General features: G+C 55.2%; 14 protein-coding genes. 9 read left to right on the top strand and 5 right to left on the bottom strand.

What is annotated here, in order from left to right; all coding sequences use genetic code 11:
* Positions 1-52 precede the first annotated feature (52 nt).
* Both Q354_RS0123055 and ercA read right to left on the bottom strand, forming a co-directional pair.
* Positions 53-1,807 (bottom strand): PAS domain-containing hybrid sensor histidine kinase/response regulator, encoded by a 1,755-nt coding sequence (locus Q354_RS0123055; RefSeq protein ID WP_027859683.1) that lies wholly within the window; start codon positions 1,805-1,807, stop codon positions 53-55.
* Positions 1,791-2,954, bottom strand: coding sequence for an alcohol dehydrogenase-like regulatory protein ErcA (gene ercA, locus Q354_RS0123050; protein WP_027859682.1), 1,164 nt, complete (start codon positions 2,952-2,954; stop codon positions 1,791-1,793). Before ercA ends, Q354_RS0123055 begins: the two co-directional genes overlap by 17 nt.
* Before the next feature lie 372 nt (positions 2,955-3,326).
* On the opposite strand from ercA, the gene Q354_RS0123045 reads away from it, so the two are divergent.
* A complete protein-coding gene (locus Q354_RS0123045) occupies positions 3,327-4,460 on the top strand; it encodes a porin (protein WP_036231295.1) in 1,134 nt (377 codons plus the stop codon).
* Between the two features lie 634 nt (positions 4,461-5,094).
* On the opposite strand, the gene Q354_RS0123035 is transcribed toward Q354_RS0123045, so the two are convergent.
* Positions 5,095-6,486: an MFS transporter gene (locus Q354_RS0123035; protein WP_027859680.1), complete on the bottom strand. Its 1,392-nt coding sequence runs from the start codon at positions 6,484-6,486 to the stop codon at positions 5,095-5,097.
* A gap of 170 nt (positions 6,487-6,656) precedes the next feature.
* On the opposite strand from Q354_RS0123035, the gene Q354_RS26980 reads away from it, so the two are divergent.
* A complete protein-coding gene (locus tag Q354_RS26980; protein WP_051560572.1) occupies positions 6,657-7,193 on the top strand; it encodes a hypothetical protein in 537 nt (178 codons plus the stop codon).
* A 61-nt stretch (positions 7,194-7,254) separates the two neighbouring features.
* Here Q354_RS26980 and Q354_RS0123025 read toward each other — a convergent pair whose 3' ends face one another.
* The gene (locus Q354_RS0123025) at positions 7,255-7,545 is read right to left on the bottom strand and encodes a hypothetical protein (protein WP_027859679.1); all 291 of its coding nucleotides are present in this window, start codon (positions 7,543-7,545) and stop codon (positions 7,255-7,257) included.
* Positions 7,546-7,900: 355 nt separating this feature from the next.
* On the bottom strand, positions 7,901-8,251 hold the full coding sequence (gene uraH, locus Q354_RS0123020; RefSeq protein ID WP_027859678.1) for a hydroxyisourate hydrolase: 351 nt from the start codon (positions 8,249-8,251) through the stop codon (positions 7,901-7,903).
* Between the two features lie 398 nt (positions 8,252-8,649).
* Here uraH and puuE point away from each other — a divergent pair, with 398 nt between their 5' ends.
* From puuE to Q354_RS0122985, 7 genes are all read left to right on the top strand, one after another.
* Complete coding sequence (gene puuE, locus Q354_RS0123015; protein WP_027859677.1) at positions 8,650-9,573, top strand: allantoinase PuuE; 924 nt, start codon at positions 8,650-8,652, stop codon at positions 9,571-9,573.
* Positions 9,570-10,091 carry a 2-oxo-4-hydroxy-4-carboxy-5-ureidoimidazoline decarboxylase gene (gene uraD / locus Q354_RS0123010; RefSeq protein ID WP_027859676.1) on the top strand — a complete coding sequence of 174 codons (522 nt, stop codon included), beginning with the start codon at positions 9,570-9,572 and terminating at the stop codon, positions 10,089-10,091. The genes puuE and uraD overlap by 4 nt, the downstream gene beginning before the upstream one ends.
* Before the next feature lie 43 nt (positions 10,092-10,134).
* Positions 10,135-11,133: an allantoicase gene (gene alc, locus Q354_RS0123005; RefSeq protein ID WP_027859675.1), complete on the top strand. Its 999-nt coding sequence runs from the start codon at positions 10,135-10,137 to the stop codon at positions 11,131-11,133.
* Between the two features lie 10 nt (positions 11,134-11,143).
* The gene (locus tag Q354_RS0123000) at positions 11,144-11,641 is read left to right on the top strand and encodes an ureidoglycolate lyase (RefSeq protein WP_027859674.1); all 498 of its coding nucleotides are present in this window, start codon (positions 11,144-11,146) and stop codon (positions 11,639-11,641) included.
* Positions 11,642-11,697: 56 nt separating this feature from the next.
* Entirely contained in the window at positions 11,698-12,894 is a 1,197-nt protein-coding gene (locus Q354_RS0122995) for a urate hydroxylase PuuD (protein WP_027859673.1), read from the top strand.
* Positions 12,895-13,358: 464 nt separating this feature from the next.
* On the top strand, positions 13,359-14,801 hold the full coding sequence (locus Q354_RS26975; protein ID WP_084332732.1) for a nucleobase:cation symporter-2 family protein: 1,443 nt from the start codon (positions 13,359-13,361) through the stop codon (positions 14,799-14,801).
* Between the two features lie 121 nt (positions 14,802-14,922).
* Entirely contained in the window at positions 14,923-16,275 is a 1,353-nt protein-coding gene (locus tag Q354_RS0122985; protein WP_027859672.1) for an 8-oxoguanine deaminase, read from the top strand.
* The last annotated feature ends 99 nt before the right edge of the window (positions 16,276-16,374 follow it).

Here is a 16,374-nt window from a genome sequence, read left to right as displayed (position 1 = left end):
CCGGGTTAGTACTTTGGCACTAAATACACAGAGCAGTGGAATGCAATGCTATTCAACCCAGCAGATGCGTCAGTAGCGCCCTCAGCTTGCCCGGCTTCAGCGGTTTATTCAGTACCGGCAGTTTCAGACGGCGGAACAACTGGCGACTTTCATCACTGCGATCCGCTGTGATGATCACGGCTGGCACCTGTTCGCCCAGCATATCGCGCACAGCGCGAATCGCCTCGGTGCCCAGCCGGTCGTCATCGAGATGGTAATCGGCCAGTACCAGGTCCGGTTTAAAGTTGTCCTGCCGACATAACCCGATCGCCTCCTGCTGGTCGCAAGCCAGCTGCAGCTCGCAGCCCCAGGGAGCGAGTAAGGCCTGCATACTGATCAGGATATTCTCTTCATTGTCGATCACCAGGATACGCGCGCCCTGCAGGGCGTCACTGGGTAGGATGCCCTGAGACAGGCGCTGATTTCTGACGGCCGGGAGTGTTGCCGTCGGCACATCCACGGCAAACATCGAGCCTTTACCCGGCACAGAATGCACCCGTATCGGGTGCTCCAGTACCCGGGCGATACGATCCACGATCGCCAGTCCCAATCCCACGCCTTTACGTTCGCTGCCTTTCTTCCGCTGCAGCTGACGGAACTCCTGAAAAATCTCATCCAGCTGCTCCGGTGCTATGCCGTCGCCGGTATCCCAGATCTGGATACTCAGCTGGCCCTGCTGCCGGCGACAGCCGATCAGAATCCGTCCGCTGGCGGTATAGCGAATGGCATTGCTGATAAAATTGCGCAGGATGCGCCGTAGCAGTCGCAGGTCAGTCTCTACCGCCAGACGGCTGGGTATCGCGGACAGGGTCAGTCCGGCCTGACTGGCAACCGGCTGAAACTCCTCCACCAGTCCGCTCAGGACATGATCGATGGCAAAGATATCCCGCTCCGGCTGCACCGCATTCTGGTCCAGTCGCGATATCTCCAGCAGGTCGGTCAGTAGCTCTTCAGCGCCATCCAGCGCCAGATGCACCCGTTCGACCAGATGCTTTTCATCGCTGCCCAGTGATCGCTCGCGCAGTGCCGATACCAGCAGCCGGGCGGCATTCATTGGCTGCAGCAGGTCGTGGCTGGCAGCGGCGAGGTACTTATCTTTGCTCAGGTTGGCCTGCTCGGCATCTTCTTTTGCCGCTTCCAGCTGGCGCTGAATCTGCTCACGCTCGCTGATCTCAACCCACAGTTTGGAGTTAAGCCGGGTCAGCTCCCGGGTGCGTTTCTCGACCCGGGCTTCCAGCTCCGCATTCATCTGCTTCAGCTGGTCCTGATTACGTCGCCGCTCCGTTATATCCTGGACGAAGGCTTCGATCTGATCCTGGTCGGCATCCTGACGCAGCAGCAGGTTGATCGATACACACACCGGCTCCCCTCCGGCCCGGGCCATCAGGGTTTCATAACCTTCAATGCTGCCACTCTCCTGCAGCTGAAGGGTCAGTTGTTCGAAATCACCGTCGTGGAAAAACAGGGCAGCGGCCTGCTGATCGAGCGCCCCGCTCAGTTGCTCGCCATCACGATAACCGCAGAGACGGGCCATCGCCGGATTAACGGCCAGCAGTTTGCCTGAGATATCGGCCCGGAAGATGCCGTGCAGGGCATGGTCAAACAGCCATTTGTAGCGATTGCGCTCTGTTTCAAGCTCATCAATCTTATGCTCAAGCTCGGCATAGTAGCTCTTGCGCGCAGACTGGGTGCCTAAGCCGATAAGATCCTGAAACGTCGCCTCTTCACGTGCCTCTACTGCTGCATCACGTTTAGAGGGCTTCTTCATAGACAACCTCTACATCGCGTTTACTCGACTTGCGTGGATTGGTGAGGATGCAGGGGTCAAGCACTGCCTTCGCCGACAGCGGTGATATATCGGCATAGTTAACACCGATTTCGGCCAGTTTCTGAGTCAGGCCGACGTGACCTTTAAGTTCAATTACCCGCGCCATCAGCCGCGCCTTCACTTCGGGCGTAGTCAGGCCGCGGGTATCCAGGCCCATGGTCTCAGCCACCACCTTGAAGCGGTCCGGCGCAGCGTTGTAGTTAAAATCGATCACATGCTCCAGCAGCATGGCGTTGCAAAGGCCGTGCGGCAGATCGAGATAACCACCGAGGCTGTGTGACATGGCATGAACAGCCCCGAGAATGGCGTTAGAGAACGCCAGCCCGGCCTTCATGGAACCGAGCATGATCTGTTCGCGCAGCTGAATATCGGCCGGATTGGCGATCAGTTGCTCCAGATTGCCATTGATCAGCCGGATCGCATCCAGCGCATGCATATCAGTCAGCGGCCCTGCTGCCGTGGAGACAAAGGCCTCAATGGCATGCACCAGCGCGTCGACACCGGTGCAGGCGCTGAGAAACGGGTCCATAGTGGCGGTGGTTTCCGGGTCGATCAGCGCCACATCCGGCACCACGGCCTTACTGACGATGGAGATTTTCACCCGTTCGGACTGGTCGTTAATAATTGCGAACTGGGAAACATCGGCGGACGTACCGGCCGTGGTGGGGATAAAGATCAAGGGCGGAATCGGTGCATCGATCCGGTCGATACCTTCGTAATCGAGGATAAAGCCACCATTGGCACTGACGATACCAATCCCCTTAGCACAGTCCATCGGACTGCCGCCGCCTACCGCAACGATGACATTGCACTCATGTTCGCGATAAAACTCGGCACCGCGCATCACCTGATCTTCGCGCGGATTGGGTGATACATCGGTAAAGGTGACATATTCGATTCCCTCCTCTTCGAGGGAATCTGATACATCTTTCACCCAACCGGCTTTCTCCACACCGGGATCTGAGACCAGCAATACCTTGCGCGCACCAAAGGTTCGCGCATAGTTCGCAACGGTTTTACGTGCCCCGGCGCCGAAAATAATCTCCGGAGAGACAAATTTTCGCAGTTTCGAGAAATCACTGCTCATCGGTTTTCTGCCCTTTAGGCCCGGTATAGTGCCGGTACCTGTTTATATTTTTTATTATCTGCTTTTAAGTCAGCTTAAAAACTCAACTACGACTGTGCAACTGGTCTTTGGACCTGATTTTTGCGCCTTTTTTACGCAGCTGCAGCAAAAAAGTTACTGCTTCAGTGCCATGCGTCTGTGTTCCAAAGGCTTACTACCAGCCGACCGTTCGTCCTGAACCATACAGAACGAACGTTTTGTAACTTGAAAGTACCACTGATTCAGATACATAGCACAATTCTTATCGACTCTCCCCGTCCTGATAATCGTTTTGCCTTCCATGGTGAGCGTGCCAGCAATGGCTGGCGCACAAAATTGAAAACGGGGAACATAATGAACAATAAGAAACTGCTTCCAACGCTTCTATCGCTGGCTGTTGCCGCGTCGCTGAGCACTCAGGCCCAGGCCGGTATTGAGCTGTACAATAAAGACGGCACCACCTTCAGTACCGACGGTCTGGTGAACACCTTTCTTGTCAGCAGCGACATAGACGACAGCAATGATGCTCTCGATCGTACACAATCCCGCGTAAAGATGGGTTTCCTACCAAACTGGATTGGTTTCAATTTTGCGAAGGACAATGGCGATATCAAACTCGGTGCCCGTTCATCTTTCTGGGTAAGTATTAACGACTCCGACCCTAACCGGGCCTCATCGGCTGGCCACGGCGTAACCGATACCGGTATCGATGTGCGTCAGTTCTATGGCACCATCGAAAGCGACTGGGGTCAGGTGCTGATCGGTAAAGACTTCTCGCTGTTCAACCGTTCCAATATCCTCGGCGATGAACTGCTGCTGGGTTACGGTCAGGTTAACAGTGACGGCCTGGTAGATGGCGGCAATGTCTCTTTTGGTAATATCGGCACCGGTTACCTGTACCCGTTCCCCAACGCCCAGATCACCTACCGCAGCCCCGAATCACAGGGCTTCCAGATCGCAGTCGGCCTGCTGGACCCGAGTAAATCCGGCACCCTGTCAGAAGAATCAGCACCGCGGCTGGAAACTGAGGTTACCTACAAGACATCGCTCGCTGGCGCAGATATCAAGGCCTGGCTGGGTGGTATGAGCCAGAGCAGTAATAACGGCGCCGCCGATATTGATTCCAGCGGGGTCTCCTACGGCGTCAATGTTAAAGCGGGACAGTTCTCCGTCAGCGCTTCTGGCTTCGATGCCGAAGGTGTCGGTACCGCCGGGTTATCGAATTTTGTAACCGCCGACAGTGCCGATGTCGAAGGCTATCTGATCCAGACCGCCTACAGCTTCGGCCAGGAACGACTGGTTCTGTCCTATGGTGAAAACAGCGGCGGTACGACGCCGGGGGCCAATAATCTGGATGCAGAAAACACCGCCATTGCCCTCTTCCACACGGTCAATGACAACCTGAAGCTGGTGGCGGAATATGACCAATCTGAAACCGCCAGCCGCGAAACTGACACCATCGCCCTGGGCGCGGTACTGACCTGGTAACGGCTGCCCTTCCGGGCCTCATGCTGGATTGACTCCCTCCACAGTGCCGTGATTGTCGTGCGGCTTACCTGCGGGGCCCGGCCTTCGATACCGCTCAGCTCCCCCTTCGCTGCAGCGGTTTTTTACCTATATTTCACTGATGTTTATGAAATATTAAGTTTTGATGACATTTCTTCATCTTAATTGACGATGTCGCTTTCAGACTATACTTTGGTACGGGCATTTGGGGCAGGCGCCAGAAAGTTGCTTAAAAACAACGAATTATATGCGCTAACCAAATGCGGCTTGCATCGGGCACAGCCGGGACAGGCTTCCGGAGATTAACAATGCCCATGCGGGTAATACCTTTATGGAAAACGTGGTGTGAACCACCCTATTCAGTGGAGTCTGAAGACATGGCTAAGAAAATTGCAAAGAAAGACCTGAAGAAAGCGATCAAAGCACGCCAGGCTAAAATCGCCAAGCACGAAGGCAAGCTGAACAAGCTGCAGAAGCTGCTGAAAAAAGCGTAAGCTGACAGCACAGGGTCATCCCAACTGCCTCGCAGATAGATCAGGATGGCCCTGGCCTCAAACCTCCCGCCCCGCCCAACCTCTTTTCAAACTCAGCTTCAATCCAGACAGCTGTAAATATCTTAAGCAGCCTCAGAACGTCCCCGTGAATAGGAAAAGTAGGCCGCCAGCAAGGTGTAGCCCAATGCCAGTGCCAGCGTAAAGCGGATTACGGTGAGTAACTGAGGGTACTGCTCAGGTCCGATCTCTGTCGCCCCCAGCATCAGGTTAAACAGCAACACCACAATTGCCATGCCAAACATGTTCCCCTGCGTTCGCGCCAGATTAAGCAATGATGACGCAATTCCCAAACGCTCCCTCGGTACCGACGCCAGTGCCGCATTACTGCTGGGTGATGAAAACAGGCCGAAGCCAAGCCCCTGCACAAACAGCCCCGAGACTAACAACGAGGTGTTGGCCTGACCGTCCAGCATCAGCAGAATCGCAAATCCCGCCCCGAACAACAGGCAGCCTAGAGTAGCGATAAGATGTGCCGGAAAGCGATCAGACAGCCGTCCTGCCAGCGGGGAGACAAACGCCATTGTCAGGGCCTGCACCAGTATCAGCTGGCCCGACTCTGTCGGTGACAACCCCTGAATATACTGTAGATAGAGGCTGAGCAGAAATAGCACGGGGGCATGGGCACCATACATAAACAGGCTGGTCAGCATCGACCGGTTCAGCACCCGGTTTTCCCGCAGAGCCCGAAGCCGGACCAGAGGATACTCGACACTGAGCTGCTGCCTGACAAAGCACCAGAGCAGCACAACGCCTGCGCCGATCAGAACCAGATAAAGAGGCTCTGGCAGACCGGATAAGCCGATAAACAGCGCCGTCACCCAGAGGGTGAACAGCAGCGATCCGGTCCAGTCGAAACGCTCCTTTTTACCCTCTTTTTTGGCTAATCGGACATTCACCACCACCAGCAACACGGCAATAATAATCAGGGGTACCGGGCCCCAGAAGACACTGCGCCAGCCGGAGTATTCCGTAAGCCAGCCGCCGATCAGCGGCCCGCATGTCAGGCCGAGATAGACGGATGTGGAGGTCAGGCCGAGTGCCGTGCCCCGACTACTGTCAGCGAAGACCGAACTGACAATCGCCATCGCAGTACCAAACACCATCGAACTGGACAGCCCCTGCAACAGCCGCACCACAAGCAGCTGATCGACATCCTGCACCACAAGCACCAGCAGCGAAGACAGTGCGAAACAGAGAGTCCCGAAAATATAGACCCGCTTCGCACCGATCATATCGGCCAGCCTGCCCGCCGGGAGCATCAGCACTACATTGGCCCAGAGGTTTACCGTCGACAGCCAGCTCAGCTTCACCGCATCTGCCTGCAGCTCGCTGGCAATTACCGGCAGAGCGATATTCACGGCAGACATCGACTGAGGTATCAGGAAGGTAGCGACACAGATCGAAACCAGTGCCAGCCAGCGGGACGCGGGCTGAGATGAAGATGTGTGGCTCATATCGATGTAGTCCGGTGACGACAGCTGCGTGCCCAGAAATCAGGAGGCGGCGGAAATATTAAAAAGGGGCGCGATTATAACAATGCTATCCCGTCGGGTGTATAGCAGCCGGGCCGGGATGTTTGATCTATATTGGGAAGCGCCGGCAGTAATAATCAGGGAGCACAGCGATGACAAAAACCATGGCTTTTCTTACAGCAGCCATTGTCCTCAATGGTTGCCAGTCTCCTAAGTATCAACCGGTCAGCAATAATCTGCCCCGACTCGAGATTCAACTGGCAGACCGGGGGTGGAATGGCGAACAGATTCCGACCGACCAGATCTGCGCCAGGGATGGCGGCAAGGCAGCCACGCCCCCGCTTCGGGTCGGAAACATTCCCCCAGAAGCCAACGCCATCATTATCGAGTTTAATAACCGCGACCGGCGCGCCCTGCGCAAGAATGGCGGCCTGGGCAAGATCGGCTTCTGGATCGAGCAACAGACCGAAATCATCCTGCTGCCGGTTGAGGCAGAAACGCTGAATGTCGAAGCCCCGGCCTTTGTCGAATCAGACAGCCGAGGCGATAGCGTCGGCTATCAGCCCCCCTGTTCCGGCGGTAAGGGGCATCGCTACTTTGCGCTGGTCAAAGCCGTTTTCAAGCCGATAAGTGATGAAGAGAAAGCCCGCCTGCTGGCGATCGGTAAGATTGAGCTGGGGCGTTACTAAACCCATCAGATAATGAGACCGGTCGATAGCACCAAACGAATGCCCCGGGAAAGATACCTGGTCAGTAACCCTCGCCGCGCAGCGATTCTGACAGATTTTCACAGGGTCGGGCGCTGCCGCTGAAGTACTTTTTGTAATGTTGATAGCCATTCAGGCTGTACCGCTCGGAAACGCTCTGTTGTTCCTGACTCACTATCATCGTCTCCAGCTGGCGTGTCAGGTTCCAGAGCTGGCGATGAATCCGTGCAGCATCCTGAGTACGCCCGCGGTCAAAGAACTGATGTTCGCAAAACCTCGCCATTCCGGCGAGTCGCGACAACGAACGAATCTGGTCCAGGTTGTCCTCTGCCATAGCACCGCCGGACAGGCTTAAGGCGATAAGCGTACAAAGCAGGCCCGGCACTTTAATAGCACGGTGCCGACATCGGATATGAATAGTTTGAAGCACGATGGCCAGTCTCATTCCTTGGCTGAATAGCGCTCATTATATACCCGAACCCGGTGCAATGGCGTTGCAACGAAGGGGTTTAGTGAGAGCGGTTAGCGTCAGTTGTGACTGTCAGGCAGTCGCACTGCCAGAAGATGGCCGGAGACAGACAAAAAAATCCCCTCCGATGCAATGACAAAGGAGGGGCAAGGAAGATATGACGGACTGAGCGCCGCCACACAACGGACTCTGCAAAAGACCTGTAAACCAATCCAGAGTATTAGCTACCGCGATAGGTCGAGTAGCTGTAAGGAGATATCAACAGCGGAACATGGTAGTGCTCAGCTTCATCAGCTATACCAAAGCGGATCACAACATCCCCAAGGAATGCGGGTTCAGGCAGCTCTACGCCAAGGCGGCGGTAATAGTCAGAGACTGCAAACTGAAGCTCATAGACACCTTTACGAAACTCATCTTTCTCCAGTAGCGGCGCATCAACCCGGCCATCATCATTGGTGGTTACGGTTTTCAGCAAGCTACGCTGCTCACCAATCTGATAAAGCCTGATCTCAATCTCATTGCCCGGTACACCATGTGCCGAGTCGAGTACATGTGTCGTTAGATAACCCATATCCAGTGGATGCCAGCTGGCACCTTCCTCCTGCTAATCAAGTGAACCTCAGGGCGCTTTCAATCCCACGCCCAGCCGATAGATCAATTTTTACCAATGTTTTGTATACAATGCAAATTGTTTTTGTACTTTAGCATACACCTGTATTTTCCTCTCACCTCATCCTTATCTTCGGGAAATCTGGCGCTTCAGGCAGCGGTAACAACTATTGTGGGCGGTGAATCTGCGGCAACTTCAGCATTGATACCATGAATATTTTTAGAACAATTACCCTTTACTAAAAGAAACATCTTTGTATACAATCAAAAAACACCTGAGAAACATACGAGCTACACTTGTCTATACAATATAGACAGAGAGTGGCTCTGGAACACTAACCTGATTTTAAGGAGTAGACGATGAGTGACGCTTACCCACGTGACCTGATCGGCTACGGCGCCAACCCTCCCCATCCTCACTGGCCTAACGACGCCCGTGTGGCCGTTTCCTTTGTACTCAACTATGAGGAAGGCGGAGAGCGTTGCACTTTGCACGGAGACAACGAGTCTGAAGCGTTTCTCTCGGAGATGCCGTCCGCTCAGGCGCTACCCAATGTCCGCAACATGAGTATGGAATCCTGCTATGAATATGGTAGCCGCGCAGGTGTATGGCGCCTGCTGCGCCTGTTTGATAAGCACAATATTCCGCTGACGATCTTCGCCGTTGCGATGGCAGTAGAGCGTCATCCCGAGGTTGCCAGGGCGATGGTGGAAGCCGGTCACGAGATTTGCAGCCACGGCTATCGCTGGATCGACTATCAGTACATGGATGAATCAGAAGAGCGCGACCATCTGGAACAGGCGATCGAGATCATCCGCAAGGTTACTGGCGAGCGGCCGCTGGGCTGGTACACCGGCCGCAACAGCCCGAACACCCGAAAGCTGGTGATGCAGGAAGGTGGTTTCCTCTACGACTCCGATGCCTATGACGACGACCTCCCCTACTGGGTCGCAGGCGCCGATAAGCCCCATCTGGTCGTCCCCTACACCTTAGATGTCAATGATATGCGCTTTGCCACGCCTCAGGGCTTCAACAGTGGCGAGCAGTTTTTTCAGTACCTCAAAGACAGCTTCGACACCCTGTACGAAGAAGGTGCCGAGACGCCGAAAATGATGTCGATCGGCCTTCATTGCCGACTGGTGGGTCGCCCGGGCCGGATCGCAGCGCTGGAGCGATTCCTGCACTACGTCCGCAGTCATGACAACGTCTGGTTCAGCCGCCGTATCGATATTGCGCGTCACTGGTACGAACACCATCCCTATAAAAAGGACAGCAACGCATGAGCACCTCCCTGTTTCAGACCTGCCAACCCAGCGAAATGAGCCGCGAAGCCTTTTGCGAAGTATTTGGTGATATCTACGAGCACTCAGTATGGGTTGCGGAAAAGGCATGGGATAACGGCCTGACCCGCCAGCATAACCAGGTCGGCGTACTTCACAGCCTGATGTCTGACCTGCTGCTGTCGGCAGACAGAGCAACGCAGCTGGCGCTGATCAATGCCCACCCTGACCTGGCCGGCAAAGCCGCCGTGCGCGGCGAGCTGACCGAAGCCTCCACCTCCGAGCAGGCAGGCGCCGGTATTAACGAGTGTACGGCGGAAGAGTTTTCCCGCTTTACCGAGCTGAACGATGCCTACAAAGAAAAGTTTGGCTTCCCTTTCATCATGGCGGTGAAAGGCAGCAACCGGCACCAGATTCTGGCGGCCTTTGAGGAGCGCATTCACAACACACCTGAGAAGGAGTTTGAGCGCGCCCTGACGGAGATTAACCGGATCGCGCTGTTCCGACTGGAAACGCTGTAACCCGTCCAGCCTGATCCCCAAAATCAATACGGATAATAAAAACATGACACAAGCTTCAGATTTCGAAAAGTACATCAACCTGGCGGATGAACGCCTGGGCACCAAGGCCCTCTATGTCACCGACGACTGGTTTGCCGATGTAAACCGCATGTTCCAGCCGGAGCCGGCAGTATGGAAAGAAGGTGTATTCGACGACAACGGTAAATGGATGGACGGCTGGGAGTCCCGCCGCAAGCGCTTTGAAGGCCACGATTACGCGGTAATCAAGCTGGGCGTACCGGGCACCATCAAAGGCGTTAATATCGACACCTGCCACTTTACCGGTAATTTCCCGCCATCCGCATCACTGGAAGCCTGTTTCAGCCCCGATGCCGACCCATCCGACAACACCGAATGGCATGAAGTACTGCCCGCGGTTGCGCTGCAGGGCGACAGCGAACATATCCATGCTATCGAAGATGACCGGGCCTGGACCCATGTCCGTTTCAACATCTACCCGGACGGCGGTGTTGCCCGACTGCGCATCTACGGCGTGCCGTTTATTGACTGGGCTAATGTCGACAGCAACGAACAGATTGATCTGGCGGCATCACTGAATGGCGGCCGCGCCCTGGCCTGCAACGACCAGCACTTCGGCCATATGCGCAACATCCTGAACCCGGGCCGTGGCGTCAACATGGGTGATGGCTGGGAAACCGCTCGCCGCCGTACACCTGGGAATGACTGGGTCATAGTAGCGCTGGGCCATCCCGGCGTGATTGAACGAATCGTCGTCGATACCCATCACTTTAAAGGCAATTACCCTGACAGCTGCTCTATCCAGGCGGCCTATGTGAAGGGGGGTACCGATGCCCAGATCGAAACCCAGAGCCTTTACTGGAGCGAACTGCTGCCCTCCCAGAAGCTGGAGATGCATCAGGAGCACAGCTTCAGCGAGCAGATCAAGGACCTCGGTACGGTCACACATGTCCGCCTGAATATATTCCCGGACGGGGGGATCAGCCGCCTGCGTCTGTTCGGCAAAGTCAGCGCAGCAAAGTGAGCAGCTAATCATGAACGAACTGACGATCGAGCCATTAACCGCCGAAGCCTTTGCTGAATTCGGTGACGTGATCGAAACACGCGACCGCGATCACTTCATGATCAACAACGGATCGACCAAGCGTTTTCACGCCCTTTCGACCGTGGATCTGGCCGGCGAAGATGCCCGCGCGATTATCAGCATCTTCAGAGCAAAGAAACTGCAGTATCCACTGGCGATCAGCATGGTGGAACGCCATCCCCTTGGCAGTCAGGCGTTTATTCCCCTCAGGGGCAACCCGTTTCTGATTGTTGTCGCTCCGAAAGGTGACAAACCTCAGCCTGAAGACCTGCGGGCCTTTATTACCGACGGTACTCAGGGTATCAGCTACGGTCGTGGTGTCTGGCACCACCCGATTCTGACCATCGCCCCGGAAGATGACTTTCTGGTTGTCGACCGGGCCGGGTCAGGCAACAACTGTGAAGAGATTCACTTCGAAGCTGCGCAGCAAGCTGTGCTAGCCCAATAATAAAAACTGACCGGCATGGCCCGAAACATGCCGGCGACTATATCAAGGAGTACGTTATGGATCCTCATGTTACCGAATGGCTAAACCTGGCGGTGCGCTGGGTACATATGATTACCGGTATCGCCTGGATCGGAGCATCCTTCTACTTCGTCTGGCTGGAAAACAACCTTGACCGCCGCAGCCCGAAAGAGGGATTGTCCGGCGATCTCTGGGCGATTCACGGTGGTGGTATCTACCATCTGGAAAAATATAAACTGGCACCGCCACAGATGCCGGAAACCCTGCACTGGTTTAAGTGGGAAGCCTATTTCACCTGGATCAGCGGTGTCACACTGCTGGCCGTCGTGTACTACCTGAACGCTGAGCTTTACCTGATTGCCCCGGGCAGCGGCCTGAGCCCTGCTACGGCGATCGCTATCGGCGTCGGCTCACTGATTGCAGGCTGGTTTATCTATGACTTCCTGTGTGACTCTGCACTGGGTAAAAAGCCCCTGCTGCTTGGCGTCTTGCTTTTCGTACTGATCATCTTTGCTGCCTGGGCCTTCACCCTGGTCTTCAGTGGCCGTGGTGCCTTTATCCATGTCGGCGCCCTGATCGGTACCATCATGGTAGGTAACGTATTCCGGACCATCATGCCGGCCCAGCGTGGTCTGGTCAGCGCAATCGAAGAGAACCGCCAGCCTGATCCGGCCCTGCCTGCCAAAGCCTTGCTGCGCTCTCGTCACAACAACTATTTCACGCTGCCGGTGCTGTTCATCATGATCAGCAACCACTTCCCGAGCACTTATGGCAGTGAGTTTAACTGGGCGATACTGGCCGCTATTGCAGCTCTGAGCATTCTGGTGCGCCATTACTTCAACACCCGTCATGACGGCCAGAAGTTCGCCTGGGCGCTGCCTGCCGCCGCAGTCGGCATGATTGCGCTGGCCTTTGTTTCTGCACCTAAAAGCGCAGAAGTGTCCCAGGGCGCTGCTGCCGGAAAAGCTGCAGTACCGGTATTCGCCGAAGTATCTGACGTCATCAGTAAACGCTGTACAGTCTGTCATTCAGAGAGTCCCAGCAGTGAGATGTTTAAAACGGCGCCCGGCGGTGTGATGTTTGATAGCCCTGAGCAGATCAAAATCCTGGCACCACAGATCTTTGCCCAGTCCGTTGCCTCCAATGCCATGCCATTGGGCAATATTACCGGTATGACTCCGGAAGAACGTAATATGCTGAGAGACTGGATCCAGCAAGGTGCTGAGTTGCACTGACACAAGGGAGACCGGGCGCAACGTCCGGTCTCTTCGCTACTCCCCGAGCAATGTTGTCGATAGTGCTGTTGCCGCGTGCCATCCTGGCTAGCGGCCTTTTTGCTTTGTATACATAAATTCAATTTCATCTGACATATTCATAGTAACCAATGCCCGGCCATAGCTGAATCGACTACAGCTATTCATCCCCCTTCCCGTTAAAAGATCGCCAAAAAGCACGATATATTCGGACTTTTATACGATTTACCGCCTTATTCATAACTTCTTATTTAAAAAGCACCAATATTTAGCCTGAAAATTGTTGTACACATTTTGATACATTTATGTGGACACAAGACAATGTGATGCATATAGTTTTTAACAAGCTGACCTCCGGGTCAGTGAGTAGATGGTGTTCTTAGTGGCAGCCCGGTCAGATGAGCGGGCTGGTGACCTCATAAAAATAAGCAAAGGTAATCTCCACAATGGCGACCAGTCGAAATCACAACTACCGTCAGAAAAGCGCCCAATCGGATCTGGTGTTTGGTCTTGATGACAAACCCTCCCCGTCGGTGTCGATGTTTGCGGCACTACAGCACGTACTGGCGAGTTTTATAGGCATAATTACACCAACGCTGATTGTTGGTGGTGTACTGGGTCTGGGCGCGGAAGTGCCCTACCTGGTGAGCATGGCGCTGATCGTCTCAGGCGTCGGCACCTTTATCCAGGCAAGACGCTTTGGTCCTGTCGGCTCTGGCCTGCTCTGTGTTCAGGGCACCAGTTTCGCCTTCCTGAGTTCCATTCTGGCTGCGGGCTTTATCGTGAAAAACAACGGTGGCGGCCCCGATGAGATACTCGCAACAATATTCGGCGTCTGCTTTGTCGCCGCCTTTGTTGAGATATTCCTCAGTCGCGTTATCCATAAACTGCGTAAGATCGTCACGCCGATTGTGACCGGCACCATCATCACCCTGATCGGCCTGTCGCTGATTAAAGTGGCGATGACCGATATCGCCGGAGGCTACGGCGCATCGGACCTGGGCCATCCGGACAACCTCGGACTGGCAGCGCTGGTGTTAATGACCATTGTGGTTTTTAACCGTTTCCAGTTTCAGATTTTGCGTCTGAGTGCGGTAATTGCCGGCCTGACCGTAGGTTTCGCGGTAGCCTGGTCGATGGGTAAGGTGGACTTCAGCGGCCTGAATGAAGTTGCCCTGATCGCCATTCCAGAGCCGTTTAAGTATGGCTTCAGCTTTGATATCGCAGCATTTATACCCATCGCAGTGATCTTCCTGATCACCCCGCTGGAAACCACCGGCGACCTGACGGCCAATAGCATGGTCTCCAAGCAGCCGGTATCCGGCCCGGTATACATCGAGCGTATCAAGTCCGGCGTACTGGCGGATGGCGTGAACTCGGCAATTGCCGCGACCTTCAACAGCCTGCCGATGACAACCTTCAGTCAGAACAACGGTGTTATCCAACTGACCGGTGTTGCCAGCCGCCATGTAGCGTTCTTTATTGCCGGTATCCTGGTGGTGCTGGGCATGTTCCCGCTGATCGGTGGCGTGTTGCAGCAGATGCCGAAGCCAGTGCTGGGTGGTGCAACGCTGATTATGTTCGGCACCGTATCGATTGCCGGTATCAAGATACTGGCCGAAGCCGGACTTAACCGCCGCAATATCCTGATCGCCGCCACAGCGATCGGCATTGGCCTGGGCGTAAGCAATGTACCTGAAGTGCTGCAGGCAATGCCGCCAGCCATCAAGAACATTTTTGGCTCACCGATCAGCCTCGGTGCATTTACGGCCATCGCCCTCAACCTCTTTCTGCCGGCAAGTTCCGATGAGATTGCCAATACTGCAGAGTCCGCAGCAGAAAATACCGCAAGCGCATCATCCGAGCCCTCTGAAAAGTCCGTTGCATAAACAGCGACACATCGTCTTTCAGACGGGCAACCTGTCCGCTACAGAACCTTTCCGGATTGTTCTGTAACGGCTGACTACATCCGGGCAGATTAAACAGAAGTCTGAGGAACTTAGTATGCCCATGCAGCACGCACGCCGCCTATGGATTAAAGCCCCGGCGGCCACCCTGGAGCCGAGCTATGCCGGTGGAATTGTTATTACCGGTTCGACAATCAGTGAACTGATACCGGCAGGAGCATCCCCCTCCAGCCCGGTTGACGAGGTATTTGATGCCGCAGAACACGTCCTGTTACCCGGCCTTATCAATGCCCATCATCATTTTTATCAGACCCTGACCCGGGCATTTCCAGCCGCGCTGAACAAAGAACTGTTTCCCTGGCTGAAAAGCCTTTACCCGGTTTGGGCGGAACTGAGTCAGGAGATGGTCGAGGTATCCACCCAGATTGCCCTGGCCGAACTGCTACTCTCCGGCTGCACCACGGCCAGCGATCATCACTACCTGTTTCCCCGCGGGCTGGAGGAAGCGATCGATATCCAGATGGCCCAAGCTGAAAGACTCGGGGTACGGGTCCATCTCACCCGGGGGTCCATGAGCCTCGGTGAAGATGACGGGGGCCTGCCGCCGCAGAAAACCGTACAGGAGGAGGAGGTCATCCTGGCCGACTCCGAACGGCTGATAAAGCGCTACCACCAGAGTGACGATGGTGCGATGCGCCGTGTCGCCCTGGCCCCCTGCTCGCCGTTTTCTGTCAGCGAAGCCCTGATGAAAGCCTCGGCCGGGTTGGCAGAACAGTATGGTGTACGCCTGCATACCCATCTGGCGGAAACCCATGATGAGACTGAATTCTGCCAACAGATGTTTGGCCTGAGGCCGGTCGATTACCTGGAAAAAGTCGGCTGGCTGAACAATAAGGTCTGGCTGGCCCACGGCATCCACTTCAATGATGAGGAAATTCAGCGCCTGGGGCGTAACGGTGTCGGCATCTGTCACTGTCCGTCGTCCAATATGCTGCTGGCATCGGGACAGTGCCCGACACTGGATCTGGAAGCTGCGGGCAGCCCGGTTGGACTGGGTGTCGACGGCTCTGCCTCCAATGACTGCTCGAACATGATTCAGGAAGTACGTCAGGCGCTGCTATTGCAACGCTTACGCTATGGCGCTTCCAAAATCACGCACCAGAAAGTACTGGACTGGGCAACACGCGGTTCCGCAGCCTGTCTCGGACGTGACGATATCGGCACCATTGCGCCCGGAAAGCAGGCCGATTTCGCACTCTTCAGGCTCGACGCCCTGCGCTTTGCCGGGGCCGGTGACCCATTGGCGGCACTGGTACTCTGCGGCGCAGACCAAGCCGACCGGATGATGGTCGCGGGAGAATGGCGGGTTAAGGACGGCGAAGTAGCCGGGCTCGACCTCAAGCGCCTGATGGCAAGGCAGCGCGAGCTGGCCGCTCAGCTCGCAGCAACGGTTTAAGGACCCGTCTCCGGCCTTTGCCGTAGCGGAGGCCGGAATCACGACGAACAGGATGTTTCATTCGCGGGGTTACAACCCTAAAACTAAAATCTATAAAAA

This window comes from Marinobacterium jannaschii DSM 6295, from assembly GCF_000620085.1.
GTDB lineage: Bacteria > Pseudomonadota > Gammaproteobacteria > Pseudomonadales > Balneatricaceae > Pontibacterium > Pontibacterium jannaschii.
Note: the sequence above shows the minus strand (reverse complement) of the source record. Positions and strands in the feature narration are given on the sequence as shown.